This is a genomic window from Pseudomonas sp. TWP3-1 (genome assembly GCF_049896625.1).
GTDB lineage: Bacteria > Pseudomonadota > Gammaproteobacteria > Pseudomonadales > Pseudomonadaceae > Aquipseudomonas.
Genome location: NZ_JAFCUQ010000002.1, coordinates 45829 through 61939 on the forward strand (window position 1 = coordinate 45829; position 16111 = coordinate 61939).

Annotated in this window: 14 protein-coding genes; all 14 read right to left on the minus strand. The window is 60.8% G+C overall.

Annotation, left to right across the window (positions count from 1 at the left end; genetic code table 11):
• Position 1: 1 nt before the first annotated feature.
• The 14 genes from ACP7BN_RS03420 to ACP7BN_RS03485 all read right to left on the minus strand — a co-directional run bounded on the left by ACP7BN_RS03420 (position 2) and on the right by ACP7BN_RS03485 (position 15946).
• The gene (locus ACP7BN_RS03420; protein WP_426201641.1) at positions 2-1432 is read right to left on the minus strand and encodes a PIG-L family deacetylase; all 1431 of its coding nucleotides are present in this window, start codon (positions 1430-1432) and stop codon (positions 2-4) included.
• A gap of 8 nt (positions 1433-1440) precedes the next feature.
• Complete coding sequence (locus ACP7BN_RS03425) at positions 1441-2337, minus strand: antimicrobial resistance protein Mig-14 (RefSeq protein WP_426201643.1); 897 nt, start codon at positions 2335-2337, stop codon at positions 1441-1443.
• Entirely contained in the window at positions 2337-3467 is a 1131-nt protein-coding gene (locus ACP7BN_RS03430; protein WP_426201645.1) for a glycosyltransferase, read from the minus strand. Before ACP7BN_RS03430 ends, ACP7BN_RS03425 begins: the two co-directional genes overlap by 1 nt.
• Positions 3451-5208 (minus strand): carbamoyltransferase, encoded by a 1758-nt coding sequence (locus ACP7BN_RS03435; RefSeq protein ID WP_420646963.1) that lies wholly within the window; start codon positions 5206-5208, stop codon positions 3451-3453. The genes ACP7BN_RS03430 and ACP7BN_RS03435 overlap by 17 nt, the downstream gene beginning before the upstream one ends.
• A gap of 172 nt (positions 5209-5380) precedes the next feature.
• On the minus strand, positions 5381-5716 hold the full coding sequence (locus ACP7BN_RS03440) for a YceK/YidQ family lipoprotein (RefSeq protein ID WP_426201647.1): 336 nt from the start codon (positions 5714-5716) through the stop codon (positions 5381-5383).
• A gap of 158 nt (positions 5717-5874) precedes the next feature.
• Positions 5875-7326, minus strand: coding sequence for a lipopolysaccharide kinase InaA family protein (locus ACP7BN_RS03445; protein WP_426201649.1), 1452 nt, complete (start codon positions 7324-7326; stop codon positions 5875-5877).
• Positions 7326-8078: a lipopolysaccharide kinase InaA family protein gene (locus ACP7BN_RS03450; RefSeq protein ID WP_426201651.1), complete on the minus strand. Its 753-nt coding sequence runs from the start codon at positions 8076-8078 to the stop codon at positions 7326-7328. The genes ACP7BN_RS03445 and ACP7BN_RS03450 overlap by 1 nt, the downstream gene beginning before the upstream one ends.
• The gene (locus ACP7BN_RS03455; protein ID WP_420646959.1) at positions 8075-8809 is read right to left on the minus strand and encodes a lipopolysaccharide kinase InaA family protein; all 735 of its coding nucleotides are present in this window, start codon (positions 8807-8809) and stop codon (positions 8075-8077) included. The genes ACP7BN_RS03450 and ACP7BN_RS03455 overlap by 4 nt, the downstream gene beginning before the upstream one ends.
• Positions 8809-9615, minus strand: coding sequence for a lipopolysaccharide core heptose(I) kinase RfaP (gene rfaP, locus ACP7BN_RS03460; RefSeq protein WP_426201653.1), 807 nt, complete (start codon positions 9613-9615; stop codon positions 8809-8811). The genes ACP7BN_RS03455 and rfaP overlap by 1 nt, the downstream gene beginning before the upstream one ends.
• The gene (locus tag ACP7BN_RS03465; protein ID WP_426201655.1) at positions 9616-10737 is read right to left on the minus strand and encodes a glycosyltransferase family 4 protein; all 1122 of its coding nucleotides are present in this window, start codon (positions 10735-10737) and stop codon (positions 9616-9618) included.
• Positions 10737-11798: a lipopolysaccharide heptosyltransferase I gene (gene waaC, locus ACP7BN_RS03470; RefSeq protein WP_426201657.1), complete on the minus strand. Its 1062-nt coding sequence runs from the start codon at positions 11796-11798 to the stop codon at positions 10737-10739. Before waaC ends, ACP7BN_RS03465 begins: the two co-directional genes overlap by 1 nt.
• A 1-nt stretch (position 11799) precedes the next feature.
• A complete protein-coding gene (gene waaF / locus ACP7BN_RS03475; protein WP_426201660.1) occupies positions 11800-12834 on the minus strand; it encodes a lipopolysaccharide heptosyltransferase II in 1035 nt (344 codons plus the stop codon).
• A gap of 50 nt (positions 12835-12884) precedes the next feature.
• Positions 12885-15824: a bifunctional [glutamate--ammonia ligase]-adenylyl-L-tyrosine phosphorylase/[glutamate--ammonia-ligase] adenylyltransferase gene (gene glnE / locus ACP7BN_RS03480; RefSeq protein WP_426201662.1), complete on the minus strand. Its 2940-nt coding sequence runs from the start codon at positions 15822-15824 to the stop codon at positions 12885-12887.
• Positions 15821-15946: a hypothetical protein gene (locus tag ACP7BN_RS03485; protein WP_426201664.1), complete on the minus strand. Its 126-nt coding sequence runs from the start codon at positions 15944-15946 to the stop codon at positions 15821-15823. The genes glnE and ACP7BN_RS03485 overlap by 4 nt, the downstream gene beginning before the upstream one ends.
• Positions 15947-16111 lie beyond the last annotated feature (165 nt).

Genomic DNA, 16111 nt, shown 5'->3' on the forward strand with positions numbered 1-16111 from the left:
TTCAATTCTGCTTCACAGGTGTTTCACCATGCTTCAAAAGCCAGAACAATTCATGGCGTCTGACGGCTTTTCTGAAGAATTCGTTCTCGCCGTACACCGACGGTGCCCTGCAAGCCAGAAAACGCTGGAATAACCGGCGCAAGCGGCGCTTGAAAGGTGCCGGCGGTTGCAGGTCATGCATCATGCCCAGCGCCATGGCTTTATCGCGTTGCTGCTCGATTGATAACGGCAAACACAACGGCTGCATCGCTACCGATGCGTCAAACGCCGGTGGCAGTGCGATGCCTTGCCCGGAATCACCCATCGGCCAGCGGTCGTTGTCGTGCAAATGATTGGCGTAACCCAGCAGCGTCGGCTGCCAGTCGAGACCGCTGAGGGCTTCGAGCACAGCTTGTCGGGCACAGATATGGTCGGGGTGCGGATCAAGTGTCGGGTGCGGCAACACGAGCACATCCGGACGTGCCCGGATCAGCACTTCGCGCAAGTCGGCCAGCAGATTGTTCCAGGTCGGTGCGCCGTCGGCATCGCCGGGCAAGATGAACGGATTGAGTTGGCGAAACAGTCGCGTGTCGTTCAAATCGGCTTCGCGCGAGCCCACTGCTTGATTCGGCGCGGCCTGCATCGCCGCCAGTTGCAGGCAGAAATAGCCAAGCTGTACGCAGTTCTCCGGCGGCACACCGGCCCAGCGCGGCACCGCAAGGCTGTCCCAGGCACGCAGCCGGCCCTTGAGCCGTGCCGCCTCGACCTGGTTCAGGCCGAGCTTTTGGTAGTGCTCGGCTTCGATCTCGCCGGCCGTCAGGGTGACGATCCAGGCGTCATCGGCCTGGCTGTACAAACCGTAAGCGGCGAGCTCGGCATCGTCGGCGTGGGGTGCGATGACCATGACTCGCTGACGGCGGTAGTCCGGCTGTTCCAGCGCCCACAGGACGGGTTCGCCAGAGACTCGGCAATAGCGCCCGCGCAGGCGCAGCTGACCTTGCGACAAGGCCTGCGCCTGACCGCTGAGGTTCAGATAACGCAAACCGTTAACGCCTCGCTCGAAGGTCTGCACGTCGGAATTGGTTCCGCCGATCAACTCGACGCGCGGATCGAGAAAACGTCCGAGCCAAGAGCTTTTCACCCGCACGGCGAGAATCAGCGTGGCATCGTCGACCAGCATCACGCCCTCGTCCAGGCGCAATTGCTCACCGCTCAAATGCACTTTCGGCTGCGGGGTATAGGGAGGAAAGCTGTATTGGTAATCGTCTTTAGGCGAATAGAACAAATGGTCGGCAAACCACGCTTCATGGGCGATCCAGCCGACGACTGCCAGCACCAGCGGCAACCACCAGACGACCAACACACCGAGGGCAATCAACCCGACCAGCGCAATCAACAGACCGATACGCTTGTTGCGACGGTGACGCTTGAGCAGTTGCTGTTTGCGGCTCATGGGCTGACTCATACGGTGAACACCGGCACAGGATTGCACCAGCGATCCTTGTATTCACGGTCGGCGCGACCAAAGGAAAAACGCAGCGGCTTGTTCAGCGCGCGGGCATGTTCCCAGGCGCTTTGCGTGTTGAGGAAACTCAGTACGCTGCCGGGGCTGAACTCACGGGTTTCGGGATCGACGCCGCCATTGATGTACTCGACGCTGATCCACTCGGCGGCTTCGACGCGATACACCAATTGGATCGCAATCGGCACATCGTTGAGGAAAATCACCGAACCGATCAACAGTTCGCGCAACAGCTCGATGACTTCAGCCATGCGCGCCGCGCCAGTGGCAGGAAAGCCCCAACGACGCTGAAACAGATCGCAGTAGATCGCTGCCAGTTCACTGCTGGAAAATTCGCTGACCGGTCGCACCACACCGCCGGCCTCTTCCAGCAGACGCAATTCGCGGCGCTGGTTGTAGCGAAACTTCTTCGACAGTTCTTCGGGAGTTCGGGCCATCGCCAGTTGTTCGGTCTGCGGTTTGAGACCGCTGAAGCGAGTTTCGTTGAGTTGCGACAGGTAGCGCCCGCGATGACGCAGCGGTGCCTGAGCGTCAGCGGCGGCCGGCAGGATCAGCTCGGCGTTACCGAGATCAAACAGCCCCTTTTTGCCATTGCGCTTGAGCACGTCCTTGGACAGTGCCAGATCGCGGCCCCAGGTCGGGATCGCGGCTTGCATTTCGCCCTGCAGCTCCCAGGCCAGATAACGCACCGGAATGCCGGCCAGATCCGCCAGACGCTCAACCACCATAGGATGGGTCGCGACGCTGCCGCCAAAACGCTGCCAGGCCTGCGCATAAGTTGAGGCGTCGACGAGCGACCAGCCACGTTCACGCCAGCCTTGAAATCGGTTGAGCATCAGCCCCTCGGTGCCAGATCGGTAACTTGTGGCAAATGCCAGAAGATTTCGCGCACCGCGCGGTCGGAAAAGCGCTCACGCAGGCGATCGAGCATCATTTCGGCACACTGCCGACGTTGATGATCGTCCATCGCGGCCAGATGCTGCAGCCCCTGAGCCAGGCGTTCGGCATCGCCGACCGGGAACAGAATGCCCACGCCTTCGGCCACTTCCCTGGCCCCGGAGCACGCCGTGGCGAGCAACGGCACACCGGCGGCCATGGCCTCCAGCAGCACCATACCGAACGGTTCGTGATCGGAGCTCAGAGCGAATACATCGAAGGCGCGGAAGTAGATGCGCGCTTCCGGTACCTGACCGAGAAACAGCACCCGGTCACCGATACCCAACTCGCGAGCCAGCTCTTTGAGGTCCTGCTCCAGACGTCCGATGCCAAGGATCACCAGTTGGCTATTGGCCGGCAGACCGGGCAATGCCGCGGCGAAACCATGCAGCAACGTGGTCTGATCCTTGTCCGGATGCAGGCGACCGACGTTGCCGACAATCCACGCATCCGCTGCCAGACCGAGGGTCTCGCGCGCTTCGCGAACTGACACCTGACGGGTCTGCAGCGCTAGCACATCGATGCGGTTGTACAGGGTCTGGATACGCTCCGCCGGCCACTTCGGCAAGCAGCGCCGCATGTTGTCGCGCACCGAATCGGACACGCCCAGCAGGCTCAGACGCTTGCGAAAGAACTGCGCGAACAATCTGCGCGTGCCGCGTTTGTAGTCGTCAAACGCGTGATGCACGCCAATCACCGGCAGCGAGGTGCCGAGCAAGGCGATGTAGGTCGGCTTGAAGCGATGGGCGATGCAGAAACTGAAATTGCGTGAAGCGGCGATCTTGCGCAGATCGCCAATGGCCCCCAGCTTCAGGCCACGAATGGCCTTGGAGCTGTATTCCATGAATAACACTTCATCGGAAGCGCAGGCCGCGGCCACCTCGCTATCAGCCGCCCCCGTCAGGAAGACCGTGGTGACCCGATAGCCGGTGCCGACAAACAGGCTGGCATACTGCCGCGCGCAGTCCAGGAACGGCCCGTCATAGCCGTGGCAGAACTGCAACACATGGCGTTCAGCCGAGCGTGTCATAAGCGTTTGCGCCCTCTTTGACCACCAAGATGTCTTCCATGATCAGATACTGTAGATCGGAACCGAAGAACATGTTCAGCGCATCGGTCGGTGAGCAGATCATCGGCTCGCCACGGCGGTTGAGCGAGGTGTTCAGCGACACGCCGTTACCGGTCAGCACTTCGAGCGCTTTCATCATGTCGTAGTAGCGCGGATTGTATTCGCGCTTGAGCACCTGAGCCCGGGACGTACCGTCTTCATGGACAACTTCCGGCACGCGGGTCTTCCACTCTTCGGCCACTTCGAACGTGAAGGTCATGAACGGTGCAGGATGATCGATCTTGATCATCTGTGGAGCAACGGTGTCGAGCATCGACGGGCAGAAAGGCCTCCAGCGCTCGCGGAACTTGATCTGGTGGTTGATGCGGTCAGCCACACCGATTGCGCTCGGGCAACCAATGATCGAGCGACCGCCCAAGGCACGCGGACCGAACTCCATGCGGCCCTGGAACCAGGCTACCGGGTTGCCGTCGACCATGATTTTGGCGATGTTTTCCGGCATGTTGTCGAGCTTGCGCCAGGCCGGCTTGCTCGCATGACGCGCGCAGGCAGCGATCACGTCTTCGTTGCTGTACGACGGGCCGAGGTAGACGTGTTCCATCTTCTCTACCGGTACTCCGCGAGCGTGCGACACGTAAGCTGCCGCGCCAACCGCAGTGCCGGCATCGCCGGACGCCGGTTGCACGAACAGTTCTTTTACGTCGTCACGCGCGATGATTTTCTGGTTGAGCTTGACGTTCAACGCGCAGCCGCCGGCGTAGGCCAGCTTGCCGGTTTCCTTGAGCACGTCGCCCAGGTAGTGATCGATCATCTGCAACGAAATTTTTTCGAACAGCGCCTGAATGCTCGCCGCGTAGTGGATGTACGGCTCGTCGGCGATGTCGCCTTCGCGCTTCGGTCCCAGCCACTCGATCAGCTTCGGCGAGAAGTAATAGCCTTTGCCCTTCTCTTTGTAACGACGCAGGCCGATGACGTTGGCGTAGTCGGTGTTGATCACCAGCTCGCCGTTTTCGAACGAGGCCAGACGCGAAAAGTCATATTTGCTGGCGTCGCCGTACGGCGCCATGCCCATGACCTTGAACTCGCCATCGAGCATATCGAAACCGAGGAACTCGGTGATTGCGCCGTAGAGGCCGCCGAGGGAGTCCGGATCAAAGAATTCCTTGATCTTGTGGATCTTGCCGTTCTCGCCGTAACCGAAGAAGGTCGTGGCGTATTCGCCCTTGCCGTCGATACCGAGAATCGCGGTTTTCTCTTTGAAACCCGAGCAGTGGTAGGCGCTGGAAGCGTGAGCCAAGTGGTGTTCAACTGGCTCGATCTTGATTTTTTTCGGATCGAAGCCCAGTTGCTCAAGGCAGAAGACGATCTTGTTGCGATAGCGCTTGTAGCGACGATTGCCCATCAGGATCGCATCGAGGGCGCGATCCGGGGCGTACCAGTAACGCTTGGCGTACTGCCAGCGCGCCTTGCCGAACAGGCTGATCGGGGCGAAAGGAATCGCCACCACGTCAACGTCGGAAGGCTTGATGCCGGCTTGTTCCAGGCAGAACTTTGCCGATTCGTAGGGCATGCGGTTCTTTGCATGTTTATCGCGTACGAAGCGCTCTTCCTCAGCCGCCGCGACCAGCTTGCCGTCGATGTACAAGGCTGCGGAAGGATCATGGCTAAGGGCGCCGGACAGGCCAAGAATCGTCAATGCCACAGGGGTCTAGCCTCTTTAGTCTGCATTCAGGCGCAAGGCGCCTCGAAAAATAATGTGCCCTCGCACCGGGCGAGTGACAGCTAAAGGGCGGGATTATAGCGTAAACGTGGCTGGAATAATCCTGTGCGAATTGACCCAGGCTCTTCAATCCGGCGAACCCCGTCCTAGCGGGCTATCCGCGACCCACGCGCCAATAAATGCTGATGCTCCCATCCACCGTCTGGCGATAGATTGTGTACGGCAGGCACGCCGTGTCGAGTACCCCGGACAGGGTCAGGTCAAGCAGGACGACGGGGACCAGAATGCCCGTGGGATCGGGAGGCGCATGCAGCAGACAGAAACCGTGGGCCAGACCGCTGTAAACGCGCGGAATGGATTGGCAGTAGGTTTTTTGTTTTCTCAGACTTCGCGTAGCGCCTTCATCATCCTGCAACACCGTGACGGCGGTGCCGCAGCCGGATAAAGCCCAGGAAAAAGCGCCGATGGTTACAGCCGTTTTTATGCTCAAGATTTGCCCTCCACAAACGTTGGGGCAAATTAGCATCGGGCCTGAAGGAGGGGCAGTTCATGGGTTCTGTAGAGGCTGTAGGACAAGTCACAAGGATTTGTCGCCACATGCCCCATCAGAATTTTTTGCGGAATGGCCCTACAGGCATGCGAGATAAATCACGCAGCGCCCGACACATCCTTGGGCAAACGCTGATCAATCAGTTGATACAACGCGCTGCTCTCCGGCCAGTTACGCATGAACCGCGCGCGATCCCTGGCATACGCCGGGGCAAAGCTGCCAACGGAGCCGTGCTGGCACATCGAATCCAGATCGATAAGCGCCCAGCGATCCTCGTGCCAGAACAGGTTGTGGCCCTTGAAATCGCCATGGCTGATGCGCTCGGCAATCAGCCGCGCGAACAAGTTATCCAGCGCCAGCAATTCATTTTCCGGGGCATCGCCGTTTTCCACGTACGGCGCAAACCGCTCGATGATGTCCGGCCCCGGCAGATATTCCGTCACCAGGTAAGCCTTGCAGCGCAGCCAGAAAAACCGCGTCTCCAGCACCGCCAGCGGTTTCGGCGTGGCGATCCCGAGGAAGGCCAGGCGATTGCCTTCACGCCACGAATGCCAGGCGCGGCTCGGACGCCAGAAACGTTTGAGCCAATGGGCGAACCCCTTGATGTTGTAACGTTTGATCACCAGCGCGCGACCGGCCACTTCGACCTTTCCGACGCTCGCCGCGCCGCCAGTCTTGTACAGGTGGCCCTGATCGAGCAAGGCATCGGCCTGCTCGAGCACCGGCAGCATCGCCGCTTGCTCTTCGCGGCGAATCGCGCGCAATCCGAACGCGCCGCGCTGGACACTGAACAGCGTGCATTCACGCCCGACCTTGATCAGGTAGTCGCGCAAACGCCAGGCGCGGACTTTGTCGATCTGCTTCTGCAAGGCTTCCAGCGGCAATGCATGCTCGGCGTTGCTCAGCAGGTAATGCACGAGCAGTTCTTCGGTGAACGGTTCCAGCGCCTTGGGCAACTGGGCGAAAAACACCCCGAGGTTTTCCAGCACTTTCTGTCGCGACAACGGTTGGCCAGCGCTTTCGGCGCAGATACCGGCACCGTCGATCAAGTACAACTGACCGCCGTGGCGCAGCAAGTTATCCAGATGCAGATCTTCCTGCCACAACCCTTTGCCGTGCAGTTGAGCAATAGCGCCAAGGGCTTCGGCCAATACGGCTGTTTGCTCATCTGCCAGCACCGGCAATGCTTCGACTTGCTGCCAGGCATCACCCAGACTTTCCGCGTTTTCGAGGAATTCGAACAGCAGCCAGCCGCCCTCACCGTCCTTCAAACCATCGGCCAATAGCAGCGGCGTGGTCAGGCCCTGCGCGGCCAGCAGTTTCACGCCTTGCAGTTCACGCTGAAAATGCCGCGCGGCTTTGCCGCCCACTAGCAACTTGGCCAGCACCGGGCGCCCGCGCCACACGCCGGCACCGACGTAACGCTGGCCCGGCAATACCCGCAGCAGGCTGAGCAACTGCAAATCCGCCGTGCCCGCCGCATCCGCCAACGAGACAGTCAGCGGCAGACTCGGCGTGCGCCCGGCGTTTTTCAGGTCGGACAGCTGCATCAGCGCGCCCTCTTGTAGCTGCGGCGCGCGGTCAGCCGCGTGATCCAGCTGTCGACCAGCGAACTGTCGGTCGATTGCTCGAGGTACACCGCCAGCAGCTCACGCTGCTGCGCTTCGCTCCACTGCGGCGCACGCCGCAGTAGCGGTTCAAGATCCTTGACCCGATCACGCTGACCGAACAGCAATGGCCGGGTTTTCTCCAGATCGATCAGCTGCGCCCGATAGCCCGCGCCATCGGCCTGCAAGAAAATGTGCTTGGGATAAAAACAGCCATGCACCTGACGCACACCGTGCAGATACCGCGCCAGTTGACCGCAGGCCGTGAGAATCGCCGATTGCTGCGCAGCGCTCAGACTCGACCAGCGCTGCAACAGCGAATCAAGATCGTCCCAGCCATCGAGGGCACGGGTCAGCAGGATCGCGCGGACTTCGCCTTCGACTTTGCGCTGACCGAAGAACACCGCTTGCAACGCTGGAATCCCGAGCTTTTTGTAGCGACTGATGTTGCGAAATTCCCGGGCAAAGGTCGGCTCGCCGAACGGCGCATGCAAGGTGCGGGTCAGATAATTGCTCTGGCGCTTGAGGTAATAGGCGTGACCTTCAACCTCGAGGCGAAACACGCTGCTCCAGCCTCCGCCGGCGGTGTTCGGCTCATCCACCGCTTCGAGCTGTTTGGCCCAGAGTGCGTCGAAGGAACCGAGGCCGTGGCGCTCAAGCAGCGCTCGGTCTTCAGCGGCGAGAAAATCAGTCATTCGCGTCCCTCGAAAAATCTCACTACGTGACGAATGCGTTTCTTGTCGGCGGCATTCAGTCGGTCACGCTGGCGATATTGCAGGTAAAAGCGCAGGCGCTGGGTACTCGACAGGTGATATTTGGCCACCTTGTCGAGGCAGGCCAGATCCTTGGTGATCCGGTACTTGAGCCAGAACCCGCGCCAGAAATCGCCGTTCGGGCAGTCGATCAGAAACAGCTGTGCCTGATCGTCGATCAGCAAATTGCGCCATTTCAGATCGTTGTGCGTGAAGCGATGGTCATGCATCACGCGGGTATACGCGGCCAACTGGCGGCTGACACCATCGACCCAGGCCCGATCCTTGAGTTTCGGATCATTGCGGTCGGCCAGCGCCGACAGGTCTTCGGTACGCGGCAATTCGCGGGTGATCATCGCCCCACGGTCATACGCCATGCCGTTGCGTTCCAGGCCCCAGGCGACAACCTCGGCTGTGGGAATGCCCCATTTGGCGAAACGCTTGAGATTCTGCCACTCCATCTTCACCCGAGGTTTGCCCAGATAACGGCGCAAGCCTTTGCCGGCACCGACGTAGCGCTTGACGTAATAATTGACGCCATTGCGCTGTACGCGAATCACCTCGGACAGCGGATCCCAGGTCAGGCGCTCGCCCTGCAACGCGAACACCGCTTCAAGGCTACCGAAATCTTCCGCGAGGTCGCTGTACTCAGGCTCTAAAGTCCAACCGGCCATCAGAGCGCATCCCCATAACGCTGTTTGCGCGCATAAAGCTTGTTGGCCTTGCCTTCGAGCCAGCTCAGCAGCGCTGCTTCTTCCGCCAGAATCTGGCGTAGCGGCTGCTGGAAATAGCCTTGGAGAAAACGCAGTTTGTCGCGGCGAGTCAGACCGATGTCCAGCGCGGAAAAGTACAGCGCGGCCAGATCCTTGTTGCGCCAGCGCTGTGTGATCTTCGTGCGGGTCTGGGCACGGTGCAGGTCGATCACCGAAAGCTTGAAGTCTTCAGCCGTCACCGGTTTGTCGGTGTGCAGCAGGAAGTGGCAGATGTAGCAGTCGCGATGGTTGACCCCGGCGCGGTGCATCATGCCGGTCATGCGTGCGACTTCGGCGATCAGTGCGCGCTTGAGTTTCGGCTGCGGCGGCTGCTTGATCCAGTCGATGCTGAAGTCTTCGAGGCTGACGGTCGGTGCCAGTTCTTCGGTGACAATGAACGAATGCTGATCCGCCGGGTTGCTGCCCTTCTCGCCGTATGCAACGGCGGTCATGGTCGGCACGCCGACTTCCTGCAAACGCTGGATCGCCTTCCACTCCTGGCCCGCGCCGAGCACCGGCAGCTTGGCGGTCAGCAGATTTTTGAAGATTTCGCCCCAGCCAATGCCCCGGTGGATCTTGACGAAAAATCCGTTGCCGTCGACTTCCGTGCGCAAAGTCCGCCGAGCTTCCAGCTCGCGGTACACCTCGCCCTGCAAGCCCTCGACTTCCGCGAACGGATCGCGGCCAGCCCAGAGGCTCTTGAACGGTTCAGCCAGCATCAACTTCATTTAAGCGTGCTCCGCCAGAATCACATCGGCCGCGTGCTGCGGCATGCTGTAGAGGTCGGCCGTCTCGGCAAAAGCCAGACCGTTGCGGCTCCAGGCCGCCCGTGCAGCGTCGTCGTGCAGCATTTCGCTCAGGTATTGCGTGAGCTGTGCCTGATCGAACGGTTCGTCCAGCACTCGCCCGGCGTCGGCCTCGGCGATGTAATGGGCGTAACCGCAGACCGCGCTGACCAGTACCGGCAACCCGGCGACCAGCGCTTCGAGCAGCACGGTACCGGTGTTTTCGTTGTACGCCGGGTGGATCAACAGATCGGCGCCGAGCAGAAAACGCGGGATATCGCTACGGCCCTTGAGGAACGTCACGTTATCGCCGAGCCCCAGCGTGGCGCTCTGCATCTGGAACAATTTGGGGTCATCCTGGCCGATTACAAACAGCCGGGTGCGTTTCTTCAGTTCAGCAGGCAGCGCGGCCAGTGCTTTGAGGCTGCGATCAACGCCTTTGGTCTTGAACCCGGAGCCGATCTGCACCAGCAGCAGCTCGTCGTCTTTCAGATTGAATTCGGCACGGAACCCGGCACGAATCTCGTCGGCATCCGCTGGACGGCGACGATCCTGAGCGATGCCCGGCGGCAGCAAATGGAAGCGTTCCAGCGGCGTGTCGTAATGCTTGATGAACAGCGGCTGCTGCACTTCGGAAATCATCAGCACTTCGGTCTTCGCGTCTTTGGCGAACACCGCGCGCTCGTACTCGGCGAAATGCCGGTAGCGGCCCCAGCGACGGTACAGCGAGTTACGCAGATTCTGTGCCTTGTCTTCGAAGCAGCCGTCGGCGGCGTAATACACGTCCAGTCCCGGCATCTTGTTGAAGCCGATCAGACGATCCACCGGACGCTTGGCCAGATCAGCCTCCATCCACGCGCTGAGTTTTTCGTTACGGCGGTGATTGAAGAACGCCTTGACCGGCGCCACCAGCACTTCGAAACCGGGCGGCACGTCGCCCTCCCAGATCAGCGTGTAGACGCGAATCTTGTGGCCGCGCTGTTGGCATTCGAGGGCGATGCGCATGAAATCGCGCTGCAGACCACCGAACGGGAAATATTTGTACAGGACAAAAGCCAATTGCATCAGCGCAGCTCCTCAGCCATTAACAACCTGCTCAGACGGCTGGCGACACGCTCGGGATTCAGACGCGTGAAGCACAGAGGCCACTCGCGTTTCAGGTCAAACTGACTGGCATCCTGCGTGGTCGGTTGATACGTACATTTCTTTTGCAGGCACGGCGCGCACGGTAAGTCACTGCCGAGATGAATCTGCAGCTTGCCATAGGCGCCGGTCAGGCCCGGATTGGTCGGGCCGAACAGGGAAATCGTCGGCACATCCAGCGCAGCAGCCAAGTGGCCCAGACCGGTGTCCACCGCCACGCAAGCCTGCGCGCCGGCCAAGACTTTACCGACCCCGGCCAGATTGAGTTTCGGCAGCACTTCGGCGTGTTTGAAACCGGCAGCGATGCGGTCGGCGCGGGCCTTCTCCAGCGGATTGCCCCACGGCAACTTGATGCCGACGCCGAGGTAGCCGACGCGTTCGGTCAGCTCGCGCCAGTAGGCTTCCGGCCAGTGTTTGGTGTCCCACGTGGTGCCGTGCAGGAACACCACGTAGGCACTCTTGCGTGGCAACTCGACCAGAGGTTCGACGTTGAGGCCGTAATCGCCCAAGCCTTTCGGCAAGTCATAGCCCAAGGCAATGGCGAACAACTGACGCACACGTTCAACCGCGTGCTGACCACGCGCCACTGCCAGTTTGCGGTCGTAGAACCGCGCAGCGATTGGCTCCCGCGCCGAGCCTTTATCCAGACCGGCCACCGGGGCTTTGACGTAGCGCGTCAGCCAGGCGCTTTTCAGCAGGCCCTGGGCGTCGATTACCAAGTCATATTTCTGCGCGCGTACCGCTTGCTTGAAGCGCTTCCACTCGCCGCTGGTGATGGTTTTCCAGAGGTTCTTGCGCCAGCGGCGGATCGCCACCGGAATCACTTTGCCCACGGCCGGGTGCCAGGTCGGAATCTCGGCGAAGCCTTCTTCCACCACCCAGTCGAACTTGATTCCGGGAATGGCCCGGGCGGCGTCGGTCAGCGCCGGCAACGCGTGAATCACGTCGCCCAGCGATGAAGTCTTGATCAGCAATATGCGCAAACTATTGAACCTCGACCACAGAGCCCTGCAAACGCTGCAAGGCTTCGTTGACCGCGTCCGGCATCAGCTGGCGCAGGCAGTTGTAATGGCCGAAACGGCAAGTGCGCTCGAAGCACGGGCTGCAATCGAGACCCAGGCGCACGATCTCGACGTGCTCGGCCAGCGGCGGGGTGAAGCCCGGCGAAGTCGAACCGTAGACCGCCACCAACGGACGATTCAGCGCAGCGGCAACGTGCATCAGCCCGGAGTCGTTGGAGACTACCGCGTCGGCGCAGGACAGCAGATCGATCGCCTCGGCCATCGATGTATCGCCACTGAGGTTGACCGATTCTTCACGCAAGCCAGGAATCAGCCGCGCGCGGATTTCTTCACCAACCGCGTGATCGTTCTTCGAACCGAACAGCCACACCTGCCAACCCTCGCGAATGCGCGCTTCGGCAACCTTGGCGTAATGCTCGGACGGCCAGCGCTTGGAAATACCAAACTCGGCGCCGGGACACAGGGCCAACACCGGACGGTCGAGGCTCAGACCGAACTTGGCCAGCGCGGCCTCGCGGCTCACCGGATCGATTTGCAGGCTTGGACGCGGATACGGTTTCGGCAGCTCGGCGTTCGGCTCATACGCCAATGCCATGAAGCGTTCGATCATCAGCGGATAGCGCTCTTTGTCGAGGGTGCGCACGTCATTCAGCAAGCCGTAACGGAATTCGCCGCGCCAGCCGGTGCGTTTGGGGATACCGGCGAAGAACGGCACCAGCGCCGATTTCAGCGAGTTCGGCAGCAGAATCGCCTGGTCATACTGGCCGCGCAGGGACTTGCCGATGCGTCGACGCGTCGCCAGTTCCAGCGCGCCGTGGCCGAGCGGGAAGCTCAAGGCCTTGCGCACTTCAGGCATGCGCTCGAGGATCGGCCGGCTCCACTCGGGGGCCAGTACGTCGATCTCGCACTGCGGGTGGCGTTGCTTGAGACACTGAAACAGTGTCTGCGCCATCACCATGTCACCGACCCAACTGGGCCCAACGATCAGAATATTCATGTGGTTTCCAAAAACGAACCGGGGAGGCCAATGCCTCCCCGCCGCGAAAATCAGCTTAGCCCCAGCTCACGCCAGATTCGCATTACCTGGCGCCGTTCGTCCGCGAACTGGTCGCCCGGTATTACCCCGGGATCCTTCTGCAAGGCCTGTCGGTGCGCGGCGGAGCGGTAGGCTTTGTAGGCCTCGCGCAACAGACTGGCATCTTCGGCAGGCATCAGCCCTTCGTGTTCCAGCTCTTCCAGAATGCGGATATTGTCGCTCCAGCGCAGTAACGCCGGGTGGGTCTGCGACCACGCCAGGGCCGCGTATTGCACCATAAATTCAATATCGACGATACCTCCGGCATCCTGCTTGAGGTCGAACGGCGCCGTGGCCTCGAAGGCGTTCGCCGCCGTACCGGCAGCGGTGCTCTTGCTACCGAGGTTGCCGCGCATCTTGGCGCGCATCTCGCTGACCTCCTGTTGCAGCTTGGCCAGATCGCGCGCCTTGCCCAACACTTGCGCGCGAACCTTCTCGAACGCCTGGCCGACATCCTGACTGCCGACCAGCACCCGCGCCCGCACCAGCGCCTGATGTTCCCAGGTCCACGCTTCGTTTTCCTGATAGCGCGCAAACGCGCCGAGCGAACTCACCAGCAACCCGGACGCCCCGGACGGGCGCAGACGCATGTCCACTTCATACAACTGCCCGGAGTTGGTCTGCGCCGTCAGCAAGTGAATGATCCGCTGCCCCAGACGCGTGAAGAACTGCGCGCCGTCGATAGGCTTGGCCCCGTCGGTTTCCGCCTGCGGATCGCCATCGTGGATAAACACCAGGTCCAGATCCGAACCATGCCCCAACTCCAGACCGCCGACTTTGCCGTAACCGACAATGATGAAGCCGGGGTCGCACAAGGTGCCGTCGGTGCGCAGCGGCGTGCCGTACTTGGCCACGGTCTGACGCCAGGCCAAGGCCAGCACTTGCTCGAGTATCGCTTCGGCGAGCCAGGTCAGGTAATCGCTGACTTTCATCAACGGCAGGCTGCCGGCGATTTCCGACGCGGCGACGCGCAAACGGTGCGCCAGTTTGAAATGGCGCAGCGCTTCCATCTGTTGTTCGAGGTCGTCTTCGGGAATCCGCGTCAGGCGTTCGCGCAACTCGGCGGCCAGTTCCGGCGCCAATGGTGGCTTGAACAGCCGACCTTCATTGAGCAACTCATCGAGCAGCAGCGGGAAGCGAGTGATTTGTTCGGCGATCCACGGACTGGCCGCACACAGCGTCAGCAAACGCCGTAGCGCACCGGGGTTTTCCGTGAGCAGCACCAGGTAAGCCGAACGCCGCGCGACCGCTTCGACCAGCGGCAACACGCGCTCGAGCACCAGATCCGGGTTGTCATGCTCAACCGCTTGAGCAAGCAGACGCGGGATAAACGCATCGAGACGCTCACGCCCCAGCCGCTGCATCGCGCGCAATTGCGGACTGCCGCGCAGGCCCGCCAACGCTTTCAGCGCCTTGCTCGCATCAGCGAAACCGCCCTCCTCCAGTTGTCGGCAAGCGGCCCCTTCGTCCTGCGCTTCTTCCCACAGCGGCAGCCATTCGCCGCCGACCACCACTTCGCTTTCGGTGCCTTGTTCCTCGTCGGGATCAGCGATCACCTGAGCGAAGTGCCAGGCCACGCGCCCGCGCCAGAACATCAGTTTTTCGTGGAACGCATCCCAGCTGTCGAAGCCGAGCATGAAAGCGATACGCGCCTGATCCTGCGCGCCGTCCGGCAGCATTTGCGTCTGCCGGTCAGCAATCGCCTGAATCGCGTGTTCGGTGTAACGCAGAAACTCGTAACCTTCGCGCAACTCGCTGATCACCGCCGGCGGCAGATAACCCTGCCCCTCCAGCGTGCTCAATACCTTTAATAGCGGACGCTGTTGCAGACTCAGATCGCGTCCGCCGTGGATCAACTGGAACGCTTGGGCGATGAATTCAACTTCACGAATGCCGCCAGAACCCAGCTTGATGTTGTCGGCCATGCCTTTGCGCCGCACTTCCTGCTGGATCAATTGCTTCATGGTGCGCAGTGCTTCGATAGCCGAGAAGTCCAGATAGCGCCGATAAACGAACGGTCGCAGCATCTCTTGCAACTGCGCACCGGCGACTTGATCACCGGCCACCACCCGCGACTTGATCATCGCGTAGCGTTCCCAGTCGCGCCCTTGATCCTGGTAATACTGCTCCAGCGCGTTGAAGCTCAACACCAGCGCACCGGAAGACCCGTACGGCCGCAGGCGCATGTCGACGCGGAATACAAAGCCATCGACGGTGATCGGATCGAGCGCTTTGATCAGGCGCTGGCCGAGACGAATGAAGAATTCCTGATTATCCAGCGCACGTTTGACGCCGACGGTTTCGCCACCCTCGGGGTAGGCGAAAATCAGGTCGATATCCGAAGAAAGATTCAGCTCGACCGCGCCGAGCTTGCCCATGCCGAGGATGACCATTTGCTGTGGCTCACCGCTGCGGCGGCCGGTCGGTGTGCCGAATTGCTGGCAATGGCGGCTGTACAACCACTTATAGGCTTGATCGATGCTGGCGTCGGCCATGTCCGAGAGATCACGGCAGGTCTGCACCAGATCGGCCTGGCGCGTCAGGTCGCGCCAGATGATCCGCACCTGATGCCGGGCGCGCTGACGGCGCAGGACGCGACCGAGTTCGTCTTCGGTCTGCGCGGCACTCACCGCAGCAGCGATCTGGCCGCACAACTCACCGGGCGCGAACGGCCGGTCAAGTTCGCCGGACTGCACCAGCGCGAGCAACATCAAAGGGTCACGAACACTCTGTTCAATCACGAAATCGCTCGCAGCGGTGACACGCTCGAATTGCGCCCAGCGCTCAGGCGTCCACAATGCGAAGCCATGATCGTCGTCCAGCGCGGAAACCGCCGCGTGGAACGACTGCGCAGATCGGCTGACCAATGGCAGGAGAATGGCGGGCAGTTCGGCAAGCACGGGCAGGGTCATGGTCTATCCTTGATCGGCGTGTAAATGGCCGCTTGTAGTGAATGGCGGAAACCCGCTACGCGATGGACTGTCGAACAAAAGTTAGAAATAGCTGATTTTTCTTCTTCTTTGGCAGCCAGCATCAATCTTTCACCTTTTGCGGATGGAAAACGACCAACCTTAACGATTATTCTCACAACGCAGTTGGAGGCCAGAAGCCTTTCATCTGTAGTTTTACTACTCGTCTATACATGCGAAAGGCTGAAATGCCGGAAGATTTGTAGTAAAACTACACGCCGCCGGAACAA